The following is a 24,854-nucleotide window of genomic DNA, read 5'->3' on the forward strand; positions in this document are numbered from 1 at the left end:
CACTTATCTTGGCTCACCCCACAATAGAGATTTAGGTTTACTCATCCAGCCATCTTGAAACTCAAAGCCATTGGGCCGGTCTTCTGCAACCAGCAGCGGGCCGTCTAAGTCAACGTATTGCGCTGCAGCACACAGTGCATAGGCCGGAGCCATGGCTAACGACGTTGCCACCATACATCCCACCATTATTTCCATATTGGCGCGTTTGGCAGTATGCAATAATTGCATTGCTTCGGTGAGCCCACCGGTTTTGTCGAGTTTAATGTTCACCGCTTGATAACGCTGAGCGAGGCGAGGAATATCTTCTGCGGTGTGGCAAGATTCATCAGCGCATAAAGTAATTGGGCATTGGTAGCCCGCCAGACACGCATCGTCTTTTGCCGCTAAAGGTTGTTCCAATAACACCACATTGAGCGCAGCAAGCGCGGGCGCCACGTTTTGCAGTAGTGCAAAAGACCAGCCTTCGTTGGCATCAACAATAAACTTACTCTCAGGTAATGCTCGATGCACCGCTTCCATGCGCTCGATAATCTGGTTGTCATCGAGTTTAATTTTAATCAGCGGCGAGCCTTGTAATTCCAGTGCGGCTTGGTACATGGCGTCGGGAGTATCGATACTCAGTGTCTGCGCGGTGTGGCAGCCTTGAATACTGGGCAAGCCCGTAAGATGATGAATAGAACGCTGTTCTTTTTGTACCGTGAGATCCCAAATAGCGCAGTCGAGCGCGTTGCGTGCAGAGCCTGCCTGAAGTAATGCGCTGGCTTTGGTTAACGCGTCTAACGAGGTAATGTGTGTAACGGCATTAAGCTGGTCGAGCACTTGTGGCAGCGTTTCTCCATATCGTGCATACGGGACAGATTCACCGCGACCAGTTAGGCCATTTTCACTTATTGACACAACCACTACATCAGCTTGGGTTTTCGCGCCTCTGGATATTCTGAATTCTCGTGCAAGAGAAAACGACGCTTGTTCAACGACTATTTCTACACCCATGACTACACTCTATTTACAGCTGTTCAACCAACAACCCAACGCCGTGACGAATTGGGTCAACACAGGGCAACCCTAACTCTTGACTGACTCTTTCACAATAACGAAATGCTTGTTCTTCTGTAACAGCAGATGTATTCACTGAAATGCCCACAACGCGTACGTTTGGGTTTGTAACTTTGGCGGCTTCGATGTTGCGCGCAATAGTTTCGGCAATAGCAGGCAGTGGTCGGCCCGGCAAACCGCGCATATGTTGCCTTCCTAGGGCATGACAAATCACCAATGCGTCAGGTTGAGAGCCATGCAGTAAGCCGAGGCTTACGCCCGCAAATGCGGGGTGTGACAACGAGCCTTGGCCTTCTACAATATCCCAATGAGAGGGGGAGTTTTCCGGTGTTAAGGATTCCACCGCGCCGGAAATAAAATCGGCCACCACACAGTCAATGGCAACGCCTTCGCCAGCCACCAAAATGCCGCTTTGTCCTGTAGCTCTGAACGTGACGGGGATGTGTCGCTTTTCCATTTCACGTGTCAGGCTCAGTGATGTGAACATTTTCCCTACTGAGCAATCGGTGCCAACGGTGAGCAAGCGCTTTCCGGCTCGCTTGATACCTTTTGCAGTTGTGAACCGGCGTGTGGGGTGACGAATATCGATTAATTGTCTGCCCAGTGCTTGTGCTTTGCGCTTCACTTCGTCGATATCGGTAAGTTTGTCGTGTAGCCCTGACACAATATCCATACCGGCTTCTAGCGCACTGATAATCATTGGCACCCACTCAGGAGCGAAGTGACCTCCGCTATTGGCAAAACCCAGTACAAAGGTTTTTGCCCCTTGTTCTGTCGCTTGTTGAATCGACATTTCGGGCATACCTGTTGTTACCGTACAGCCGGGCAGTTTGTATTCGCCCAAGCAATATTCCGGCCGCCAGTCTGCGGCACTACGGGCCATTTTGATACTCAGTGGATCTGTCGCATCGCCGATAAAAAGAAGATAAGGCGGAGAAAATTGCATGGTAAATCCTTGTAGCCTGGCTGATGAAATAGCGTGCATGCCAGTATGTTACATCTCATCGCTGGCGTCAAAATGGGAAATGAGGAAGGAGTGTAGCCGCTGATCCACATCTTCGGTCAGCGGCTGGCATTGTCTTGTGCTAGTAGCCTTTCGTTAGCACTCTGGTTGAAGGCTCGCGTTGCTGTTGTAGTGTTTTGGCTACCTGTTCGGCTTGCTCCATGGCGCGAAGCAAGTTTTCGCCAGCAAGCTTTTTCAGTTCTTCATCACTCCAGCCTCGGCGAATTAATTCAGCAAAAAGATACGGAAACTTTGACACATCTTCTAACCCTTGAGTGTTCGGCTCGCCGCCCCAAAAATCGCTACCAATACCAACGTGATCAATACCCGCAACGTCTGCGACGTGATCAATATGGTCGGCCACTTGTGTTAATAGCGCTCGGGGCATGGGGTTGCGCTTTTTGTACTGTTCGTATAGCAGATTAATTTCTTCTGTTGTGAGGTAGTTCCCTTTAATTTTATCGCTGATTTCGGTTTCCCACTCACTAACGGCTTGAGAAACAAACGCTGGAACAAAGGTTACCATTACTACGCCGCCGTTCTGCTTCATTCGCTTTAATACATCATCGGGTACATTGCGAGGATGATCAGTGATGGCTCGTGCTGAGGAATGAGAAAAAATCACAGGTGCTTCCGAGATGTCTAGTGCGTCGTTCATCGTCAGGGCTGACACATGAGATAAATCAACGAGCATGCCAAGTCGGTTCATTTCACGTACGACTTCTTCGCCAAACGGAGATAAGCCGCCGTGACGCGCTTTGTCAGTGGCTGAATCGGCCCAATCTGTGGTAATCCCATGGGTAAGTGTCATATAGCGAACGCCGAGGGCGTAATAAGTGCGCAACAAAGACAGTGAATCTTCCATTGCATAAGCGCCTTCCATGCCAATAAGAGACGCAATTTTGCCGTGTTTTTTTGCTTTACGAATGTCTGCTGCGGTAAGCGCCAGTGTTAAATCGTCATAATGGTCGATTAATCGACGGGCTAAATCTATTTGCTCTAATTGGACTTTGGGATAGTTGTCTTCCACTTCGGGTGGGATCCACACTGACCAAAACTGTGCGCTGACACGCCCTTCTCTTAATCGAGGAATATCAGTGTCGCCTGGAGTTTGGGTTGAAATATCGTAGGCGTTGAGATTATTTTCGCTATTCGATTGTTCCCGAATGGTCCACAACAAGTCATTGTGCCCGTCGATTAGAATGGATGATTGTAATAACTGTTTGGCGTGTGTTAACGCTTTGTCTTCCGACTGCGTTTTGGCATTACAAGCCGAATTTGTCAGCGATATAACTAAACCGGTTAGTACACTTATCGCCCATTTTTTTGAGTGTTTCACAGCATTTCCCGTCATTTTACTGAATCTCCCGTCTGAGCGAGAGTGGCAATGGCAAGATTAACAGAAGTCTTGTTGATAGCAGTAGTCAGATATTCTAAGTTGTTGAAATACTGCGATGGATGGATAAAAAAACACCGCTTGGAATAAGCGGTGTTTGATAATTTACAGCGAGCGTTAGTTTTGCCTTGCTTCAAACCATGTTGCAATGTCCTGGCGCTCTTGCTCAGTCATTTTGGTTTTATTCAAAAAGGGCATGTCTTTAGTCACTGAGGTACGTCTAACTATTTGTGGCGCTAAACGCTCCACATCTTGCCAACTATCCATAATCACGCCTAGCGGGGCGACTTTGAATATATCGTCGGTCGGTGTGGCCGAGTGACACCCTTGGCAATGGGTTGCAATTAATGCCATCACTTGTTCATCTGTAATCACATTTGACGTTGGTTTTGTCTCAGTATTTTCACCACTACTACTGCCGTCAGTACTGTGAGCTTGTGTGCTGACAGATTCACTTACAGGCGTGGTAGGGGCCTTTGATTGTGGCCAAGAAACCCATACTGTTAACGCCAGCATGGCCACCGCACCCGATACCAAAATAGAGGGTTTTACTTGCCCAACATGCTTTAGGTTAAAGAAATGACGTATCCACGCAGAAATGGCCATGATCAGAATAAGCACCAACCAGTTCAGCTCATGCTGATAGGTCATGGGGTAGTGATTGCTGATCATAATAAACAGCAATGGCAAGGTCATATAGTTGTTGTGCACTGAACGCAACTTGGCACCGGCACCCCAACTCGGGTCGATGTCTTGTTTGTTCGCAACTGCATTTACCATTAAACGCTGGGCTGGCATGATTTTAAAGAATACATTGCCTGCCATAATGGTGCCCACTAGTGCGCCTACATGAATATATGCGCCACGGCCACTAAACCAATGGGTTGCTAGCCAAGCGGCTAACGTGAGCAACAATACCAGAAACACGCCAAAAGCGATGGGGGAGTTAGCCAAAGGGCTACGACACGCTAGCTCATAGCAAAGTAAACCACCAAATACCAAGGCCAAACCGAGCATGATGGCACTTGATTCAGACATTGCCATCACTGACGGGTCAATGAGGTACGCCGACGCACCGAGATAATAAACCAAAATGAGTAACGCAAAGCCACTTAACCATGTGGTGTAGGCTTCCCACTTAAACCAGTGCAATGTATCTGGCATTTTTTCTGGGCCATAAGCGTACTTGGCAACTTCGTAGAAGCCACCACCATGAATTGCCCACAAATCGCCTTTAATGCCTTTGTCTTGTTTCCATTTTGGCGGGGTGCGCAGGCTATTATCTAACCAAATAAAATAAAATGACGCGCCAATCCAGGCAACACCAGCAATAACGTGAAACCATCTTACAAACAGCGACAGCCAATCAGTCCACGGCATTACTTATTCTCCTTTTCTTTCGTATAACGTGCTTGTCCGGCAATCCAAGTTGAGTGAATTGCACGGTCGTCGCCTAACATGGTGAGCGCGAAAATGACATCTTCGCAACTTTCAATACTGGGTAACCGTAGCTCGGTGAGCGTATCGAAACGTGGCTCAACCAGAATAAAATCGGCATCGGTGCCTACGTTTAAATTCCCAATCGCGTGAGTTAACCCCAACGCATCGGCAGCACCTTGGGTAAGCATATAAAAGCCTTCAAGAGGCGATAATGTATAACCTTTTAGCTGACATATTTTGTAGGCTTCACCTAATGTACGCAGCAGGTTAAAGCTAGTGCCGCCGCCTACATCGGTAGCGAGTGCCACTTTTACGCCATGCTGGTGAACTTTGTCCATATCGAACAAACCACTGCCTAAGAAGAGGTTCGACGTGGGGCAAAATGCCGCTACAGCACCACTTTCAGCCATGCGATCCCATTCGTCATCTCGCATGTGAATACAATGGCCATATACCGCGCGTTCACGCACCATGTTGTAATGGTCATAAACCGCCAAGTAGCCGTCAAACTGTGGGTATAGTGATTGTACCCAAGCAATTTCGTCTTTGTTTTCAGATAAATGGCTTTGAATAAATACATCAGGGTATTGTTTTGCCAGCTCGCCTAAGGCCGCCATTTGTTCGGGGCTACTGGTGGGGGCAAAACGCGGTGTTAGCGCATAGTAATTACGCCCTTTGCCATGCCATTTATCAATGAGGTAGGCGCTGTCACGCTGTGCACTGTCTGGCGTATCTTGTAGCCAGTCTGGGCAATTGCGATCCATACACACTTTACCGGCAACGGTAAGCATATTAATACTGTTCGCACGCTCAAACAGGGCATCGGTGGCCACTTTGTGCACGCTGGAATACACCAAGCCCGTGGTGGTGCCGTTTCTCAGGCATTGGTCTATAAATACATCGGCTATCGCCCGGCTGTAAGCCGCGTCTTCAAACTTATGCTCGGTCGGGAAGGTATAGTTTTCTAACCAAGTAAGCAGTTGTTCGCCGAATTTGGCGATAATTTCAGTTTGAGGGAAGTGTAAATGGCTATCTATAAAGCCTGGGAACAGCCATTTTCCTCGATGATCTTGCACTAAAGCTTCAGGATAATCAGGCGCAAGTTGGGTGTAGTCACCTACTGCCAATACTTTGCCATTGGCGATCACAAGTGCACCGTCGGCAAGGGTCACAATATCTTGCTGATAGTCTCGTGTCGCCTCAGGAAAATGGGCAATACTGGCGCGAATTAAGGTCGTAGATTGCAAATTAACTGCCTCGGTAGCTACTAAAGCCAAATGGCGAAATCAACAATGGCACATGGTAGTGGCCACCGTCACTGGACATGGTAAAGGCAATATCCACATAGGGATAAAAGCTCTCACCGTGCTGTTTGACCAAATAGGCTTCGCAATGAAAACGCAATTGATAAACGCCGTCGGTAAAAGTGACATCGCCAAAGTCTTTGCAACGACCATCGCTGTTAGTGACACCTTTGTAGGTACTGCCATCTGGCGTTGTTAACGTGAGCGGTAAATCGGCTGCGGGTTTGCCAGACGTGGTGTCTAATACATGGCTTGATAAAGTGATCATTATTCTTCCTCGTCCTGTAGCCCTTTGCGCAAGCGCAACAAAGTAATATTAAATTGATGCTCTGCGGCAGTTTTCATTTCGGTTTCAGTGTCGTTGGGTAGGCGGTTTTCCAGCTCTGCAAGCATGGTTTCGGCACTTAACCCAGTGGCACAAATAATAAAAATAAAGCCGTGTTTTGCCAGATAGTCGTGGTTGAGCTTTTTCAGCCCTTGGAGTGTTGCTTCACTGGCTGTTGATGTACTGCTTTGCTCATTCGCGGCAATTTGCTTGGTATTGGCAAATTTAGCCCGCAAGCTGCTGATATCGCCAATCATGGGGTGAGCCGCAAAGGCTTGCATCCAATCGTCTTGTGCCATTTGTTGCCAAGCGCGACGTGCGCTGTCTTCTAGGGCATTGAAACTGGCGAAAGGACGAGCGTCCGTCATCAGTTGGCACCAACGTTGGGCTGCGCATGTTTTCTGAAACCAATCCATGGCGTCTTGCCATGGGAGGTAATTCAAATCATTGAGTGTCATACGTAGCTGAGTTCCTTGTTTATACGTGTTGTTTGTTGTTGAGTCGTTGAATCTGCGTTCAATCGATTAATAATTTGTGCCGCTATGGATACGGCCACTTCTATAGGGCGTTTACCGTTTACGCTGAGCTCGCCAATAGGAGAAACTAAGCGTGCTAGGGCTTGTTGCTCTAAACCCTTGTGTTCTAACCGGGTAAAAAAGCGTTTTGCTTTGGTGTCTGAACCAATCATGCCAACATAGGGCAGGTCTGGGCGTTTCAGGGCTTTTTCCACAAGGGTAAAGTCGAGCTGGTGGTCATGGGTCATCACCACCACCCAGCTATTTTCGGGGAGCAAGGCCACTTCGCCTTCTACTTGTTCATCAATCACCACTTTGACATTACTGGGTAACACCGTATCGGGGATCAAACCTGAGCGATTGTCATACCAGCGAATTTGAAGTGGCAACTGGGCTAAAATGGGCACCAATGCTTGTGCTACATGGCCGCCGCCAAACAAGGCGAGGGTTTGGCAATGGCTGGCGCGCACTTCAATTAGTACTTTCATTGCACCACCACAACATTGGCCGAGTTTGCTGGCAAGCGGATAAGATTCAATATGCTGAACGTCTTGACCTTGGGCTAATAAATTACGCGCCAGTTCGGTGGCTTTGTATTCTAAATGCCCACCACCAATGGTGTCGTAAGTACTGTCTGCCGTAATGATCATTTTGCTGCCACCTTCACGCGGGGTCGAACCGGCCGTGGTCAGCACGGTAACTGCGGCGTAAGCCTGACCGGTTGTTTCGCAATCATGTAAGGCGTCGAACCAAGTTTGTTTACGCATCGCTGTTACTCCGCGCCACCTAATTCATCTGCGGCAGCTTGTGTGGCAAGTACCGCATTTAACACTCTTTCAGGTGTGGCTGGCGTGTGAAGCTGAGGGTCAATTCGATAATCAGCAATACTGGCTATCGCATCTTTTAACGCACACCAAACACTATTCGCAAGCATAAATGGCGGTTCACCCACGGCTTTAGAATGATAAATACTGTCTTCGTCATTGGGGCGTAAATACAAATCTACGTTGAACACTTCAGGCGTGTCTCCAATTGCTGGAATCTTATAGGTTGCCATGTTATTGCTGATCAAGCGCCCTTTGTCATCCCACAGTAATTCTTCGCTGGTTAACCAACCCATACCTTGAATAAACCCACCTTCAATTTGCCCTTTATCGATAGCTGGGTTTAAGCTGGCACCTACGTCATGAAGAATATCCACACGGTCAACTTTGTATTCACCAGTCAGGGTATCAATGCTCACTTCCGATACTGATGCGCCGTAAGCAAAATAGAAAAACGGGCGGCCTTCACCGGTTTCCCGGTTGTAGTGAATTTTGGGTGTTTTATAAAAGCCAGTGGAAGATAAGGAAACACGCGCAAAGTAGGCTTGTTGAATCAACTCCACAAAGGCAATATGATGCTCGCCCATTATCAACTCGCCATCTTTAAACTCACCTTGTTCGGGTTTACCACCCGTTTGCTCGGCATAGAATTCCAAAAGACGCTGCTTGATCGTTAAGCTGGCATTTTGCGCGGCTTTACCATTTAAGTCTGTGCCACTTGAAGCGGCAGTGGGGGAGGTGTTCGGTACTTTATCTGTATTAGTAGCCGTGACCTCGATCATGCTAATGGGTACGCCAAATTCATGGGCTACAATCTGGGCTATTTTGGTATGCAGCCCCTGACCCATCTCGGTACCACCGTGATTGACTTGAATACTGCCATCGGTATAAATGTGCACTAATGCACCCGCTTGGTTAAGGTGCTTGGCGGTAAAAGAAATACCAAATTTAACCGGTGTGAACGCTAAGCCTTTTTTAATAATGGGACTTTGTTGGTTAAATTGGGTTATGGATTCTCGGCGTGCCCAATACTCACTGGACGTTTCAAGTTTTTCGATAATGTCTGGTAGCAGGTTTTTACCTACGTCCATACCGTATGGTGTTACATTGCCGGTATCTTCTCCATAGAGATTGCGCTTGCGCACAGTGAGAGGATCTTCACCAATGTTTCGAGCAATCGCATCCATCATGGCTTCAGCCATAATCATCCCTTGTGGGCCACCAAAACCGCGATAGGCAGTGTGCGACACATAATGGGTTTTTAATCGATGGCCTTCAATTTTACTGGCGCCCAAAAAATACCCGTTATCAGCATGGAACATAGCGCGGTCGACAATGGCATCGGATAAGTCAGGGGAGTGACCACAGTTGCCATTTACATCAACATGGGCTGCTACAACTTTTCCTTGTTGATCAAAACCAACGGTAAATTGGTTTTCAAAAGGATGGCGCTTGCCTGTCACGACCATATCTTGACTGCGAGGTAAGCGTAATTTCACGGCAATTTGATTGCGAGCAGCCAACAGAGCGGCAATACACGCCCATTGCGCAGCTTGAGTTTCTTTGCCGCCAAACCCACCACCCATACGGCGCATGTCTACCGTAACATGGTGTAATCGCACATCGAGAACTTCGGCCACGAGCTTTTGTACTTCACTCGGGTGCTGGCTCGAAGTGAAGATTTTCATTCTGCCTTCTTCATCGGGCACAGCCAAGGTCACTTGACCTTCCAGGTACATATGCTCTTGGCCACCAATATTAAGTTGCCCAGAACAGGTTAGCGGCGCTGATTGAATCGCTTGGTCGTAGTCACCTTGACCAAAATAGTGAGAGGGCATCACTTTTACATCAAGAGATTTTGCCTCGGCGACCGTTAAAATCGGTGGGGTGTCTTCCACGGTTAACTGACCTTTAGTGGCGGCTTTTCTGGCGTTCGTCACTGTGTCGGCAAGTACGGCAAATAGCGCCTGGCCGTGAAATTTTACTTCACCATCAGCAAGCAGTGGGTCACCCGGGTATACGGGGCCGATATCTTTGTGGCCAGGCACGTCGTTAATGGTAATAACGTCTATTACGCCATCACTGGCTTTTACTGCTTCCAGGTCAATATGAGTAATTTTGCCACTGACTACATTGGTGGTACCAATGGCTGCATAAGCGACTCCGGTTGGCGCCATGTGGTCGTCGACATAGCGCGCTAATCCTGCCACTTGTCGCGCCGCGCTCTCATGAGGAAGCGATTTACGCAATGGCGAAGTTTGCGCTTGATATTGAGGTTGTTCTATCAATTTACGCATGGGCGGCTACTCGTGTTTCTATGGTTTGATGCTGACGATTGGTTTCTAACCAGAAGCGGTGCCATAAGCGGGCAACCATTTGTTTGCGGTAGGTTGCGGTTGCACGCACATCATCTATCGGATTGAATGCATTTTCGAGCATGGCTTTGCCCGTTTTTAACGTGTCAATCGAAGACCAAGGCTTGCCAATCAGTAGCGTTGCTAACCCTTCACAGCTCACTGGTGTAGCGGCAACACCACCAAACCCTGTGGATACCGCGGTAATGATATTATTTTCTACAGTGACGTTGAACACGGCACAAACCGCAGAAATATCATCCTCCATGCGTTTAGAAATTTTATAAGCGCGTACAACGGCTTGTTCTGCTAACAATGGAAAGCGAATTTTTTCGATAAACTCGCCTTTTTGCAGCTTTGTTTGTCGGTAGCCAGTAAAGAATTCGTTCGCAGGAATAGTTCTGCGCGCATTGCCGTTGTCTACCACTACGTCTGCGTTTAACGCCAATAACACGGGGGGCATATCACCAATGGGTGAGGCGTTAGCAACGTTTCCTCCCAATGTGGCTTGATTGCGGATCGGCATGGAAGCGAATCGCTCAAGAAGTTCCTGTAATGCAGGGAAGTCTGCGAGTAATGCTTCACGGAAATCATTTAGTGGGCAGGCCGCACCAATTTCCAAATGGCTGGCAGTACGCTGCACACCTTGTAATTCAGCCACGCGACTTACACTGATCAGTGTAGGTAAACTCGCGAGCTTTTGCGTAACCTCCAATGCAAGGTCGGTGCTGCCTGCGACGAGCATTGCTTCTGGATATTGTTGCAACGCTGCAGCGAGCTCTTTTCGGTTACGAGGCAATAATAAACCTTCGATACCCGGTTGTGTGTCGTCGGCTAATATGGCCACCAGTGAGGCGATAGTTTGTGCGGCCTCACGAGCAAATTGATCGGGTTTATAGTCACCACACGCTTGTTCCATTGCCGCGATGATAGGGCGGTATCCGGTGCAGCGACACAAGTTACCTGACAAAGCGACATTTATTGCTTCTCGGTCGGGTACTTCCTGAGTTTGGTAGTAAGCGAACATGGACATCACGAACCCGGGTGTACAAAAGCCACATTGCGAACCGTGTTGGTCAACCATGGCTTGTTGAACAGGGTGCAATTGCCCCTCATCTGCCAAATGCTCAACGGTAATCAATTGTTTGCCATGTAAAGCAGACATAAAGGTCACACAACTATTAATCGCGCGATAATGAAGGGCGGTTTGGTTGGCGGTTAATTCGGCAAGTACCACAGTACATGCACCACAATCGCCCGCTGCACAGCCTTCTTTGCTCCCTGTTAGTGCACGGTGCTCTCGCAAATATTGCAAAACCGTGAGGTCAGCCTGACCTGAAGTGAGAGTAACTTCTTCATTATTCAATAAAAAACGGATCATTCCCGTCTCCGATGTTAATTTAACTGGCGCTAAGCCTTTACTATATCTGGGATTGTATTCAAAAAGTAGACCACTTGGTCAGATTTTCTGTTGTCAGATAAAATTCCTGCGCGTAAGCTATCTGTCTTTAATTAACGTTTTCACTATATACAGTATGTGCAATGGTGGCTGGCACCCGTTACGGGGCAACGGATAGAGGCTTGTAAGGCCTGTTAATACTAGTGATTGAACAAAGTTTACAGGTACAATAACGTTTACAGGCGCACAGAACGGGCCAATTTGGCTCACTTTCAGTGAAAATTGTGTAAAAGCGAGTTTTTTTGCGGAAAGATGACTAAGTGGTCAGGTTTTTGCTGCGTATTGTCAGACGATTAAAATGAAAGCAGGACGTTTCAACAATAATGACAACCAAACAAGTAAATGATGCGCGCATCGGCTCACGGAATAAAGCCATCATTCTTGCCGCTGCTGAGCGAGAATTTGCGCAAAATGGATTTAAAGGAACATCTGTTCAGCAAATTGCCGATGCCGCGGCGTTGCCGAAAACCAATGTACTGTATTACTTCAAATCTAAGCAAGGGCTTTACCTTGCATTGCTCAAGCAAATTATGCAGTTGTGGAACTCTCGATTTGACAGAGCGACAGTCGAGGATGACCCCGCTGAAACACTTGCACATTACATTGCCGAAAAAATGGAAATGTCGAGAACGCACCCGCAAGCCTCTAAAATTTTCGCGCTAGAGATATTGAACGGCGCACCGAATTTGAATCAGTTTTTCTCAGATGATCACAAAAATTGGTTTGAAGGGCGGGTGGAAATATTAAAAGCCTGGATTGCTCAAGAGCGCATGAACGCGGTTGATCCTGAATACCTACTATTTAATATTTGGGCATGCACGCAGCATTACGCCGATTTTTCTTGTCAAATAGTGAGTTTGCGAGGAAAAGCGATGCGTAAAGCCGATTTCGAAGATGCAACACGCAATCTTATTGCAGTGGTGCTTCAAGGCTGCGGATTGGTTGTGCCTGATAAATACCAAGGAAAATAAATGACGCAGACAAGTTATCCTCGTGATCTGATTGGCTATGGCGCAAAGCCGCCTCATCCTCAATGGCCAAATCAATCCCGAATAGCGGTGCAATTTGTATTGAATTACGAAGAAGGTGGGGAAAATTGTGTTCTCCATGGCGATAAGCAATCAGAAGTGTTTTTGTCTGAAATTATCGGCGCACAAGCCTATGAAGACCGCCATTTGAGCATGGAGTCTTTGTATGAATATGGCAGTAGAGCTGGTTTTTGGCGCTTGCATCGACTTTTGATTAGCCGACAAATTCCGGTAACCGTATTTGGTGTGACTATGGCAATGCAACGCCATCCCGAAGCGGTACAAGCCATGTTGGATGCGAATTGGGAAATTGCCAGTCATGCGATGCGTTGGATTCACTACCAAGATATGGACATTGATACAGAAAGAAAACTGATCGAAGACACCATCGTACTGCACGAGCAACTCACAGGAACAAAACCTGCGGGTTGGTACACTGGGCGAACTAGCCCCAATACGCTTAAACTTATTGCGGAACGCGACGATATTCTCTATTGCGCTGATTCATACGCAGACGATTTACCGTATTACGATTGCCACTACGACAAGCCGTTGCTGATGGTGCCTTATACCCTAGATACCAATGATATGCGTTTTGCATCACCTCAAGGGTTTAATAGCGGCGAGCAGTTTTATCAATACCTGAAAGACGCGTTTGACGTGCTATATGCTGAGGGGGAAAGCGCCCCTAAAATGTTGTCTATTGGGTTACATTGTCGAATTGTAGGGCGGCCGGCACGCATGATGGCACTGCAGCGATTCATCGACTACGTGAAACGTCACGACCAAGTGTGGTTATGTACTCGGGAGCAAATTGCCCAACATTGGGTTGAACACTTTCCTCGCTAGGGTATCTCTCCAGCTTAATATTTCATTTCACGCACAGTGCGGTTCAAAAGCGCCGTGCGTGAAATCTTGTCTAATCTGATAAACATCATTTACTTAAACGTAAATCCGGTGCTAAAAACTGGAAAAAAGTTAACTTAACGTTAATACTTACTTTAGCGTAGGTAAATGTACCTGCGTGTTTTTTGCTTTTTTAGGAGTGATTTGCTTTCACGATCGAGTTTATTGAAGTTGTTACTATTTGAGTGCCGCTGATTATTTTTCTGAGCACTATGTGCATTCAGTGCTCTTCTCCGACCGACAGACGTATTATTTGAAAGGTTGAGTTTCGTCCACAATGACCATGATTAAGATAGTCATCTATTGTAAAGATATTGAATCTGAGCAGTTGCTAATTGACACAGTCACTAGGCAATACAAGCACGTTGTTACTGTGTCCTCATCAGGCGAAATCGCCAAACATCTCAAAGAGGGTGACACCAAAATAGTGATGGTGAGTACAGACAATTTCAAGAACTCACTTGCTATTTACTATCACGCTTTAAGTTACATCCCAGACAGTGAACTGCCAGAACACGCTTTCTTACCCTTAGTGACCAGACACGATGAAAAACAAGCGTGGGAAGCGTTTAATGCGGGTTTTGCCGACGATTATATTGTTTCTCGTCCTCTATACGAGCCGCATCGCCCGATAATGATTTGTGATCACTTACTCAAAGAAATGGGGGTAGCCAAGCAAACGTCGAGCGGAAAAGAATTCCAAGACCAATTAGAGCAAATGCCCGAGCGGATCCGCGATGTCATTAAAAGCGGCATAGTGCGCAAAGAAAACCTCAAAAAAGAGTTTGAGCAAACCATACGTTTGGTCGACAAGGCCTTGGATACCGCAGCAGACAAAATCCAGTCTAATCAAAGCGTGAAATTAGACATGGAGCAACTCAAACAAACACTGTCGGCGATTCGGTCAGATGAAATTCGCCCCGAGTTGCTGAAACTTCAAGACAAAGCTATCTCGCTATTACAGCATGTATTCACTGATCTCAACAAACAGGCTGCGAATGAGCCGAACCAAGAGCCTCAAGCCGGTGATAGTGAACAAAGCGCAACCCAAGAGCCGCCTAAGTTTAATAACTTACACAATAGCTCTGTGCCTGTACCAGAAACCACAAAAACGCCAAGTATTCCCAGAGTCTTGGTAGTAGATGATGACGCAATTAGCCTGAGTGTGACGGTTAAAACACTGCAGTCGTATTTAATGAAGGTTGACACCACTAGCTCTGGTCGCCGGGCTTTTGCTTCTCTTAGTTCGCAAGAATATGACTTGGTGTTTATAGATATAAACTTAACCGATTGCAACGGCCTGTTTGTGATAGATCAATTGAGAAATTCGGGTGGGCCGAATAAAGACATCCCTAAAGTGGTGCTAACCTCGAATCGCGATAAGCAATCTATAAAAACGGCGTCAGAGGTGGGCGCGAGTGAATACCTTATTAAGCCACTTCAAAAAGACACCATTATTAAGTTGTACAAAAAATATCAGATATCGTTGTTAAAGAAAAAATAGCGCCCCAAACAAAAACGCCGCTGAAACAGCGGCGTTTTAACTATATTGAGTAGGCTATTTCAGGTCCAGCGCATATCGCAAGATAAACACTGCCGCGAGAATATAGGTGATTAGGCTTACTTGTTTAAAGCGCCCTGTACCCACCATTACACCCACATAAGTGATAAAGCCGAGCGCTATCCCTTCACTGATAGAAAAGGTGAGCGGCATCGCCAGTAGCGCAACAGATGCGGTTGCCAATGCGCCCATGTCGTCAAAGTCTAGCTGACGAATAGAGTCCATCATTAAAATACCTACCATGATAAGGGCAGGCGTTGTCGCCATTAACGGGATAACTTTCATCAGAGGCGTTAAAAACAACGCTAAAACGAAACACAGCGCTACTACCACACTGGTAAGCCCAGTGCGGCCGCCAGCGGAAGCACCAGCAGCAGACTCAACATAACTTGTTACAGGGGATGTGCCAATAGCAGCACCGGCAATACTTGCTGTGGCATCAGCAGTCATAGCGCTGCCAATCTTAGGAAGCTTACCGTCTTTATCAAGCAGATTTGCACGACGAGATACGCCAATTAAGGTGCCAATAGTATCAAACATATTGACGAACATAAGGGCAAAAATTAAATCCCATGTTTCTGCGAAGTGCTCAAGAGGGTACCAAATGTCCATCGCAAATAGTGTATCACTGATAGGCTCGGGCATACCCACAACGCCTTCTGGCGCAGGAGTCAGCATACCGCTTTCGGTAGGAATAAAAGTACCAATCAGCGTTAAAACCACGATGCTGATCAAAATACCGCCGGTGATGTTTTTCATCACCACAACGATGGTGAAAATGATACCCAGAAGTGCGAGCATCACAGATGGCTCTGATAAATCGCCAATGGTCACGAAGGTCGCAGGGTTATCTACCACGAGCCCAGCATTTTTCAAACCAATAAAAGCGATGAACAAGCCAATACCACACTGCACGCCAATTTTAAGTGCAGCAGGGATCGCTTCGGCAATTAAGGTACGTATGCCACTAACAGTGAGCAGTAAGAACAAAATACCATTCCAAAATACAATGCCCAAGGCTGCGTCCCATGGAATTTCACGTGACATACAAATGGTAAACGCAAAGAACGCATTTAAGCCCATACCCGGTGCCATCGTGATGGGGTAGTTGGTCATAAACGCCATCAACAAGGTGCCGATACACGCTGCTAGGGCAGTGACAGTAATTAAGCCTTCTACCGGCATGCCGCTTAACCCCAATATTCCGGGGTTGACGACAAGAATGTACGACATGGCTGCGAAAGTGGTTAACCCCGCTATGATTTCAGTTTTAACGGTGGTGCCGTGTTGTTTAAGTTTAAACACACGTTCTAGCAAAGATTCCGACATGAAGGTTCTCTAGATTATTAGCGTATTATTGTGTTGAGACTCACAGTTGAGGTAGTCCGTGGTATAGTTACCGTTAAATGACACCTTGGCTGAAGTATTGAGGCTACAGAAAGCAAAAACCTGACCAAGTAGTCAAATTTTTGGTGTAAAACCTGCTTGTGGATACGAACCATACCAATCAGCGTGCTTTTGCACCAGATTTAGTCGCATAAAATCTAACGAAGCGGACGCTTTTTCGACAATACTCAGCATTTTCCCTTGAATGCTTGCACCAAAAAGGTGATGTTGCTTTTCAATGGTGCTTAAACTCGGAGATTTCATGTCAGTAATTGACCTTATTCAACAACTGCCAAAAACAGAATTACACCTGCATATTGAAGGTTCACTGGAACCTAAAATGATGTGGGAGCTTGCACAGAAACACGAAATTACTTTGCCTTATGATAGTGTTGAAGCCATTGAAGCTGCCTATCAATTTGAGAATTTACAGAGCTTTCTCGACCTCTATTATCAAGGCGCAGATGTACTGCGTGATCAAGACGACTTCTACCAATTAATGATGGCGTATCTTCATCGTTGTCATGAAGACAACGTGGTTCATACAGAAATTATGTTTGATCCACAAACTCATACAGAGCGTGGTATTGGCTTCGAAGTGTTTATGGCTGGATTTACCAAAGCCATTGATGAAGCCAAAGCCAAGTGGGGCATGTCGGTTTATTTGATCATGTCTTTTTTACGCCATTTGTCTGAAGAGTCAGCCTTTGACACCCTAGCTGCAGCCGAACCATATTATGACAAGATTACCGCAGTGGGCTTGGACAGCTCTGAACTGGGCAATCCGCCGGAGAAATTTGAACGGGTGTTTACCAAAGCGAAAGCGTTGGGTTTTAAGCGAGTGGCTCATGCTGGAGAAGAAGGGCCTGCGGCGTATATTTGGCAAGCTATTAAGCTATTGGACGTACAACGTATTGACCATGGCGTACGCTGTATTGAAGATCCTGAATTAATGGCCTACCTAAAACAAACGCAATTACCTTTGACCGTGTGCCCGCAAAGTAATCTAAAGCTCTGCGTGATTGACCATATGGCAGAGCACAACATTCTAGAACTGCTTGATGCAGGTTTGTGTGTCATGGTGAATTCAGACGACCCCAGCTATTTTGGCGGTTATGTAAATCAAAATTACGTCGCGTTGTGCGAGCACCTTAAAATGCAAGACAGTCAATTGAGTCAGTTGGTGAAAAATAGCGTCAATGCCAGCTTTTTGCCTAATGAAGAAAAGTCGAGATTGTGCAGTGAAATCGACGCCATAATGGCTAAATTTCGATAAAAGTCTTGTTTTTTGTAATGTGTGAATAAGAAGGCCATCGCATTGCGATGGCCTTTTTGATTAAGTCTGAGCTTACCGATTAGTCATTATTGATTTGGTAATTGGGTCTTATAGGTATCCCAGTTCTCAACTATTTCGTCTACCACTTTGCTTCCCGCAATATATGCTGCTTCCAGTGCGGGGGTCATTCCTGCGTATCCTTCGTCAGTACTTTCAGCCGCTAAGTTTTCTACTGCTGTAAGTGAAGGTGGTTGCATGGTGAAGTTACTGGCTGTGCGCAATACCATAAAACGTTCTTTATCTGCTTTGCCTGCGTTAGTGAGATAAATCATCGCTTGGTAACTTCCTGTGTCTTCCATGCCTGAAGTCACAAAATTACCTTTGCCTTTGGTCCAGAATTTGGTCCATTCGTTCGCCCATTTATTCAGCAATTCACCGTGCCAGAACGTGGCCGCAGCCATGTGGTCACCTTTAATCACTTTGGGTGGTGCGAGTGCGTTAGGAGAATCTGTATACTGGCTACGCAGTTTTAGCATCGCGTCGGTATCCATTAACTCTAGATCTTTCGTGAGGTCATATGCCCAGTTCACCAGCCCTGTATTGAGTTGGTACATTTCACCATTATGAGGCTCATAGGTACTGTTCGCCTTTGCCTCTGGATAAGGGCTAGTTGCGAACAATGGGAAGTAGCCAGTAGGCCATGAATCAGGCACTTCTCGTGCATCAATTTCATGCGCTAAATCGCCGTCAACCAAGTATTCTGCCCATACAGCAGAGCCTACGGTGCCGTCTTCAGGATCGATCCCTGCGATACCGGCAACTAGCCAATATGCGTGGGTTAAATCGAAACGAGGGTCTAACCCCAAACCTAAAATGGCGGCTGACGATTTTGCTGTTCCCATTCCTGTAACCATGGCGAGTACGCCTTTTTCTGGGTTAAGGTATAAATCGTGAAAGCCTTGAGGGAAAGGAATATGTTGAGTTAGGCCATATCGCTCCTTCCACATTTGAAATTCACCGGCTTTATCGCCCTCATCTTCGCCAATTTCAAACATAGTGACGACAACGGCTTTAATTTCGATGGGTTTCGGCGCTTCACTGTGGTGCTCGGGAGAAGGGCTTGGCTGACAAGCAGATAACAAAACAACAGCCATAGTGGCTATAAGAAATCGCATAATAACACTACCTAAAAAAAAGGCATGTCCGCAATGGGGCATGCCTGTGACTTAAAATATCAACAAGTATTAGAACTTGTATGAGAATGTTGCGCTGACGTTTCGTGGTAATTCAGGTAACACGATAGTGCCACCGAACAAGTCAGGGAAGTTAGCGCGGAAATAACGCTCATCAGTTAAGTTTTTAACCGTTAGACCGACTTTCCAGTTTTCAGCATCGTAAACAACACCAGCGTTGATCAACGTGTACCCAGGTAATTTCACATTGTTAGTGAAACCAGAGTATGTAGAATCAGCGTCGATGATGCTCATGTTAGCTGCAAAACCGTTTTGGAAATCATAGGTACCCGTTAAGGTATAAATGTTTTCAGGTACGCCTGCTTTTTTCGCTGTTGGGTTATTTGTGCCAGCAACAGGGAAGAATAACGACTGAACCACACCGCCGTAGAACAATGAAGGATCAACATTTGGCATGTCAGCTGCGCCTACGAAACCAAACTGGCTCTGTCCGTCAACAGTTGTTAAGTTCCATACTTCTTGCTTACTGTAACCCGCAGTCAAGATAAGGTTTTCGTTAACAACCCAACGCAATTCAAATTCAACACCTTCGTTTTTAGTAGTGTTGTTTGTTACCGTTGCTTGTGCATTGTAGTCAGTACGCTCCATGTCATAAACAGATAGTGCAAAGTACAATGAATCGTCAAAGAATGTCCCTTTTACACCGTATTCAAATAGTTCAGAACCGGCGAAAGCGTTGCCATTAGCCACGTTATCGGTTGTGATTTCTGCACCTTGACCTGCGATGATCGTCGTCTGTTCTGACGCAGTTACATAAGGAATAATGTTGATCGGTGTTTTGTATGAAATACTTGCAGTCCAAGACACACCGTCATCAGTGCCGTCTGCTGAAGCCAAGTAACCATCGGTATCAAGTAGCTTATCAAGCGGTGTGTTACTTTCCATATCCATATGGTCATAACGCACACCAAGTACTACATCCAAGCCCATTTCCCAAGTTAGGTTGGTCAATGCAGCCACACCTAAATCAAGATAGCTACCGTAGTAGTATTCTGTGTAATCGTCGTCAATACGTGTTGCTAGCAAGCGGCGATCGAGTGCGCCTGAAGCCATAGTAAGGTCACGACGGTCAAAGAATTCGTGCGTATAGTCATCACCGTGTTCAAAGTCGGTGTAGCGAATCGACGGCGATAATTGTACCGACGCTGTCATTGAATCGAAGAAGTACTCTTTGGCGAACACTAGTTTGTCTTCAACTACCCATGAGTCATGGAACTGCGCGAAGCCGTAAGCGTTTTCGTTTAAGTTGTCATATCCTTCGTAGAACAACTGGTTTTTGATTTCCCAGCCGCCTTCAGTGTAGTAGATAACGTCGAAGTATAGGGTTTCAACCGTGTTAACTAGCTGATCATCAGCCGCAACGAGTGTTTGGTTGCCTTTTAGTTTCGCGGTGCCTACATTTTCAAGCGCCATGTCGCTAAGGGCAGCAAAATCATCATTAGTTAAGCTGCTTGGATCAGCGAAGTTGAAAAACACTACATCTGAACCATCGTTTGCGGCAGCATACTCTTGGTGAGAAATTGAGCCGTCACCGTCTAAATCTAGCGGTTTAGCTGTACCAGTAATATAAGTGCCATTGTCGATAAGCTCTTGTGTTAAACGGTTCCAACCGGCAACCTGATTACCTTCGTAATCGTGATACATTCCACCAAATTCAATGCGTAGGTTGTCAGAAATATCAACGTTAAAAGACGCTTGAACGATAGATTGGTCAGTACCTGAGTTATCATAGTAGCTACCAGAGTTTTCCATCTCACCGTAAACGTAGTAACCAAACTCTTTGCCCGCTAACGTACCCGGACCACCAACTTCAGCAGTCAGCACGCTTTTGTCCCAAGAACCTGTAGTGTAAGACATACCGCCAGTGTCAGAGTTTAGGTATTGACCTTTGCTCGAACGCGCAGACTTAGGAATGAAGTTCAAGTAACCACCGATTTTCGCTGGGCCGTAGATAGGTGATGCTGGACCACGAACGATATCTACGCGGCTAGAAGCGCCGATAGGAGTAGGGTAGTTACCTGGGTTATCCAAACGCTTAACGCCACGGAAATAGGCTTCACCAGGGTTACCACGAATGTCGAGTGAACCTGCAACGCCGAAGAAAGATTGGGTAAAGGTACCCGGGGCGAAAGTGATGAGTTCATCGATATCTGCGATATTGAAACGGTCCATCATCTCATCAGAGATAGATGATGCTGAACGAGGAGTTTCTAGAATAGATTTGCCGAAGCCGAATACCGCTTCAACGTCTTGTCCTGGCAAGCTTCCAAGCGAGCCTTTTACTTCAATTTTTTCGATGTCTGCATCTGCAGGTGCATCATCCTGAGCATACACTGCATTCGACGCCAACATTGCTACGCCAAGTGTAACGGCGTGAGTCAATGGTCTGACTTTGAAAAGTGTGTTCTTCATGGTTTTCCTCGTTATGGTTTTTAGTTGAGTCAGACAGGTAGCCCTGTACGCAACCTGAATTGCACATACAGTGCCAAGTTCCTGTCCAGATGGTCAAGTTTAGGGTTTTTTTTATATGTCTGATTTATAACGATATTTATTGCGGTAATTTCACCGAGTTTTGAAACTACGCAATAATACAAGGGCTAATTTGTTTCGCGTGCACCATTAATGTGATTCGAAAAATGGTACTGCACCAAAAAAGCTCTTGTCAGGATGGGCGGCAAAAATGCGTGATTTGTGATGAAATGTAAAGTGAAATTTCGTCAAACGTCGGAGAAAAAGTGTCGTTAGAACGAAAAATGCACAGATGTGATCAACATCTGTGCATTGTGTTAATGCGGTGTAATTGTCTTATGCGCAGGTTATAAACTCGACACGCGAGAGTGCGAGAGTGCTTCTCCACGAGAGTTGGCTTTTGGTTCTTCTGCGGCAGTAACATCGGCATTCGCCGCCGTTTGAGTGCTCGGTTTGGCTTTGGGTATGAGCAAACTCAATATGATGGCTGTTAGGCCCGCAGTCGTTACTGGCGAAGCAAAAACATTCGCTGCCCATTGCGGTAGCTGGCTAGCCACATCACCAACCATCATTACTCCAAGCCCCATGCCAAGAGCACAGGCGGTAATCAAACTGTTGCGCTTATCAAGTGGCTCGTAAGTTAATATTTTTAAGCCACCTACCGCGACCATGGCAAACATAACCAATGTTGCACCACCTAAAACGGGTTTGGGCATAGCTTGTAACACACCACCAATGGTTGGGAATATCGCCAGAATGACAAAGATAACGGCCACAAATAAGCCCACTTTACGACTGGCAACCCCCGTCATTTGGATCACGCCGTTGTTTTGGCCAAACGTGGTGTTGGGGAACGTATTAAAAATACTGGCAAGCATGGAATTAATGCCGTCGCCCAAGATACCGCCCTTAATGCGCTTCATGTATTCAGGGCCTTGAATGGGCAGCTTGCAAAACAAACTGTTCGCGGTTAAGTCACCGGCTGTTTCGATGGCGGTAAAAAAGTAGATCAAAGCAATAGGGAGAAACAGTGACCAATCGAAACTCATTCCGTATTTAAATGGCTGAGGCACGGTAAAAACCGGCAGTGTTGCTAAATGAGAAAAGTCTACTTTTCCCATGGTCCAAGCGACAATGGTACCGACAAACATGCCGATAAATATTGCCGATAAACTCAGCCATTGGTTTTTCGAAGAATTAAAGAAAATGATCACCAATAATACACCAAGGCCCAATCCAAGGTTTTCTAAACTGCCAAAATCGGGCGCATTAAAGCCGCCGGCTAAATCTGTCATGCCTACTTTGATCAGCGACAAGCCAATGGCGGTAATCACTATACCGGTAGTTAAGGGGGTAATAACCTTTTTCAACAGATCAATAAATTGGCTCAGTAGTATTTCAACCATTGCGCCCCAAAAACAAATGCCAAGCATCATCGCCATAATTTCATCATTAGTGCCACCACGCGACTTGATAGTCGTACCGGCTAACAATAATGCACTCATAAACGCAAAGCTGGTACCTTGTATCGCGACTAAGCCACTGCCCACAAAGCCAAATTTTTTGGTTTGGATAAAGGTGCCTATGCCGGACACAAACAATGCCATACTGACTAAATAAGGGATTTCTTCACCTAATCCTAAAACCGAGCCAATGATCAGTGTGGGCGTTACTATCCCCACAAAGCTAGCAAGTACATGTTGCACCGCTGCGGTTAAGCACGCCCAAAAAGCAGGTTTATCGTTGAGTCCGTAAAGTAATTCTTGTTGTGATGACATGCTTGTTCACCTATTCACAGAGAGCGGTTTGAAATTGACAAATAAACCGGCCTTTGTCCTTGTGTGTAGAAATGGGGCGTTGATTTAATCGCGCCTCAGTAAATTGTTTCATTCGAAGCGTAAACCGTGCCAGTTCGGCTGCTTTATCTTGCTCGGCTAAAAAGCTGTGTGTCAGCGAGTTGCGGCTAAGTGTAACGACTTCTTCCCACGACAGGTTGAATGCAGTGACCGCTACATAAAACTCGTCAGTCAGGTTACTGTCCCACATGCCTCTGTCGTCGGTAGATAAGGCTACGGGAATATCTAAACGCAAATATTCGCCAAACGGATGGCTGCTGTAGTCATCAACGTATTCAAGCAATAAATTACTTATTAGGTTTATTTCGATCAAATAGGGGCCATGACGCATTAGTAACAGCGTATTGGGGTCGGTAATTGTATTAAGGCCGTGGCCAATGCGGTCGGCGCCTAACAAAAGGGTTTGGCGCACGTGCTCGTTAGGTTCATCCACTTCACCCGCGTGTAATGCGAGAGGAATTTTGGGGTAAAGATGACGCATTTTTCGCAGTGTTGGCAAGAAGCGCAAAGGGTGGCCCTTGTCGTTGTCTTCTCTGCCGACAAAGTTAATACCTACGTAACGGTCGCGATGGCTATCAACAAACTCATACATCCAAGTGAGTTGTTGCTCCGCGTTGGGTAAAAACCGCAGTAATGCATACTGGAAGCGCACCGTAACGCCGGTCTGTTTTGCTGCATCAGACGCCAGCAAGGTTTCAAATACACTGAGGGCTTCTTCCGGTGTCATTAGGCTGCCATCGGGCTTCAGCTTATATTGCATGTTTACCTGAGTTTCCAGATATTGCATACCCTCAGCTTGATATGCCTGCATATTTTTGAGCAGCAATTGCGCCATCAAATAAGGGGTTTGCGTCATACTGTTTAAGCGTTGCCAATGAGTTTGAAAAAACTCATCGCGCCCTTCGTATTCTTTGTCCAGGCGAAAACTGTTTAAAAACGCTTGCTTGGTTTGCTCATCTAAGTGCGCCAACTGAGTATATTCTTGTTTTTCACAGGCGGAGAGTTGTGCATATTCTGATGCTTGAATGGTTCGGAATAAGAGCAGAGAAGGGCTTTGACCAAACTCATTGGTGCCATAGCCATTACACTGTTTTATTTGCGTTTTCGTGTAATACACATAGCCGCCATTACGCGATTGATCGGTGGCTAATTCCCACCACCATTCACTTTTTCCCGCGCCTGACAAATGGTGATGTAAGTCGCCGCCTTTTGGCATTGCGTAGAGAAAGTCGTACATTTGTTGCGGTGACGCAGTGGCTTTAAATTCGCGAAACCAAGTATTCATTGATTGCGAGTTGTCGGTAGTCGCAGCAAAAGAAGAAGAGCATTGCGCGATACACAGTGCGAAAAGAGAACGATGAATTAACTGCTTGAGGGTCATAAACTCTGAATATTCAATAAGTATTATGACTTAGAAGCAAAAAGCTGACCAATCGGTCAGCT

20 protein-coding genes are annotated in these 24,854 nt (G+C 46.4%); 4 read left to right on the forward strand and 16 right to left on the reverse strand.

Annotation, left to right across the window (positions count from 1 at the left end):
* Window positions 1-3: 3 nt before the first annotated feature.
* From dgcA to xdhA, 10 genes are all read right to left on the reverse strand, one after another.
* The gene (gene dgcA, locus ACXAH6_RS01645; RefSeq protein WP_474874880.1) at window positions 4-993 is read right to left on the reverse strand and encodes an N-acetyl-D-Glu racemase DgcA; all 990 of its coding nucleotides are present in this window, start codon (window positions 991-993) and stop codon (window positions 4-6) included.
* Window positions 994-1,006: 13 nt separating this feature from the next.
* Window positions 1,007-2,002, reverse strand: a complete 996-nt coding sequence (gene dgcN / locus ACXAH6_RS01650; RefSeq protein WP_474874881.1) for an N-acetyltransferase DgcN — start codon at window positions 2,000-2,002, stop codon at window positions 1,007-1,009.
* A gap of 139 nt (window positions 2,003-2,141) precedes the next feature.
* Window positions 2,142-3,398 (reverse strand): dipeptidase, encoded by a 1,257-nt coding sequence (locus ACXAH6_RS01655; RefSeq protein WP_474874882.1) that lies wholly within the window; start codon window positions 3,396-3,398, stop codon window positions 2,142-2,144.
* Between the two features lie 174 nt (window positions 3,399-3,572).
* The gene (locus ACXAH6_RS01660; protein WP_474874883.1) at window positions 3,573-4,835 is read right to left on the reverse strand and encodes a urate hydroxylase PuuD; all 1,263 of its coding nucleotides are present in this window, start codon (window positions 4,833-4,835) and stop codon (window positions 3,573-3,575) included.
* Window positions 4,835-6,142, reverse strand: a complete 1,308-nt coding sequence (gene guaD, locus ACXAH6_RS01665; RefSeq protein WP_474874884.1) for a guanine deaminase — start codon at window positions 6,140-6,142, stop codon at window positions 4,835-4,837. Before guaD ends, ACXAH6_RS01660 begins: the two co-directional genes overlap by 1 nt.
* A 1-nt stretch (window position 6,143) precedes the next feature.
* Window positions 6,144-6,467, reverse strand: coding sequence for a hydroxyisourate hydrolase (gene uraH / locus ACXAH6_RS01670; protein WP_474874885.1), 324 nt, complete (start codon window positions 6,465-6,467; stop codon window positions 6,144-6,146).
* A complete protein-coding gene (gene uraD / locus ACXAH6_RS01675) occupies window positions 6,467-6,982 on the reverse strand; it encodes a 2-oxo-4-hydroxy-4-carboxy-5-ureidoimidazoline decarboxylase (RefSeq protein WP_474874886.1) in 516 nt (171 codons plus the stop codon). Before uraD ends, uraH begins: the two co-directional genes overlap by 1 nt.
* The gene (gene xdhC / locus ACXAH6_RS01680; RefSeq protein WP_474874887.1) at window positions 6,979-7,806 is read right to left on the reverse strand and encodes a xanthine dehydrogenase accessory protein XdhC; all 828 of its coding nucleotides are present in this window, start codon (window positions 7,804-7,806) and stop codon (window positions 6,979-6,981) included. The genes uraD and xdhC overlap by 4 nt, the downstream gene beginning before the upstream one ends.
* Window positions 7,807-7,811: 5 nt before the next feature.
* Window positions 7,812-10,160, reverse strand: coding sequence for a xanthine dehydrogenase molybdopterin binding subunit (xdhB, locus tag ACXAH6_RS01685; RefSeq protein WP_474874888.1), 2,349 nt, complete (start codon window positions 10,158-10,160; stop codon window positions 7,812-7,814).
* On the reverse strand, window positions 10,153-11,598 hold the full coding sequence (gene xdhA / locus ACXAH6_RS01690) for a xanthine dehydrogenase small subunit (RefSeq protein ID WP_474874889.1): 1,446 nt from the start codon (window positions 11,596-11,598) through the stop codon (window positions 10,153-10,155). Before xdhA ends, xdhB begins: the two co-directional genes overlap by 8 nt.
* 401 nt (window positions 11,599-11,999) lie before the next feature.
* On the opposite strand from xdhA, the gene ACXAH6_RS01695 reads away from it, so the two are divergent.
* The 3 genes from ACXAH6_RS01695 (at window position 12,000) to ACXAH6_RS01705 (ending at window position 15,114) form a co-directional block, all read left to right on the forward strand.
* Window positions 12,000-12,647 (forward strand): TetR family transcriptional regulator C-terminal domain-containing protein, encoded by a 648-nt coding sequence (locus ACXAH6_RS01695; RefSeq protein ID WP_474874890.1) that lies wholly within the window; start codon window positions 12,000-12,002, stop codon window positions 12,645-12,647.
* Window positions 12,648-13,553 (forward strand): allantoinase PuuE, encoded by a 906-nt coding sequence (puuE, locus tag ACXAH6_RS01700; RefSeq protein WP_474874891.1) that lies wholly within the window; start codon window positions 12,648-12,650, stop codon window positions 13,551-13,553.
* Between the two features lie 334 nt (window positions 13,554-13,887).
* Complete coding sequence (locus ACXAH6_RS01705) at window positions 13,888-15,114, forward strand: response regulator (protein ID WP_474874892.1); 1,227 nt, start codon at window positions 13,888-13,890, stop codon at window positions 15,112-15,114.
* A 54-nt stretch (window positions 15,115-15,168) separates the two neighbouring features.
* Here ACXAH6_RS01705 and ACXAH6_RS01710 read toward each other — a convergent pair whose 3' ends face one another.
* Together ACXAH6_RS01710 and ACXAH6_RS01715 are read right to left on the reverse strand one after the other, a co-directional pair.
* Window positions 15,169-16,500 carry an NCS2 family permease gene (locus tag ACXAH6_RS01710; protein ID WP_474874893.1) on the reverse strand — a complete coding sequence of 444 codons (1,332 nt, stop codon included), beginning with the start codon at window positions 16,498-16,500 and terminating at the stop codon, window positions 15,169-15,171.
* A gap of 132 nt (window positions 16,501-16,632) precedes the next feature.
* Complete coding sequence (locus ACXAH6_RS01715) at window positions 16,633-16,821, reverse strand: hypothetical protein (RefSeq protein ID WP_474874894.1); 189 nt, start codon at window positions 16,819-16,821, stop codon at window positions 16,633-16,635.
* On the opposite strand from ACXAH6_RS01715, the gene ACXAH6_RS01720 reads away from it, so the two are divergent.
* Window positions 16,820-17,833 carry an adenosine deaminase gene (locus ACXAH6_RS01720; protein WP_474874895.1) on the forward strand — a complete coding sequence of 338 codons (1,014 nt, stop codon included), beginning with the start codon at window positions 16,820-16,822 and terminating at the stop codon, window positions 17,831-17,833. The two genes, ACXAH6_RS01715 and ACXAH6_RS01720, sit on opposite strands and share 2 nt — an antisense overlap.
* An 86-nt stretch (window positions 17,834-17,919) precedes the next feature.
* On the opposite strand, the gene ACXAH6_RS01725 is transcribed toward ACXAH6_RS01720, so the two are convergent.
* The 4 genes from ACXAH6_RS01725 to ACXAH6_RS01740 form a co-directional block, all read right to left on the reverse strand.
* Window positions 17,920-19,008 (reverse strand): purine nucleoside permease, encoded by a 1,089-nt coding sequence (locus ACXAH6_RS01725; RefSeq protein ID WP_474874896.1) that lies wholly within the window; start codon window positions 19,006-19,008, stop codon window positions 17,920-17,922.
* Window positions 19,009-19,077: 69 nt separating this feature from the next.
* Window positions 19,078-21,498: a TonB-dependent siderophore receptor gene (locus ACXAH6_RS01730; RefSeq protein WP_474874897.1), complete on the reverse strand. Its 2,421-nt coding sequence runs from the start codon at window positions 21,496-21,498 to the stop codon at window positions 19,078-19,080.
* Window positions 21,499-21,902: 404 nt separating this feature from the next.
* Window positions 21,903-23,333, reverse strand: coding sequence for a uracil-xanthine permease family protein (locus ACXAH6_RS01735; RefSeq protein WP_474874898.1), 1,431 nt, complete (start codon window positions 23,331-23,333; stop codon window positions 21,903-21,905).
* Window positions 23,334-23,343: 10 nt separating this feature from the next.
* Window positions 23,344-24,792, reverse strand: a complete 1,449-nt coding sequence (locus ACXAH6_RS01740) for an adenosine deaminase family protein (protein WP_474874899.1) — start codon at window positions 24,790-24,792, stop codon at window positions 23,344-23,346.
* Window positions 24,793-24,854: the final 62 nt, after the last annotated feature.

It is taken from the genome of Alteromonas sp. ABE4_545, from assembly GCF_056161325.1.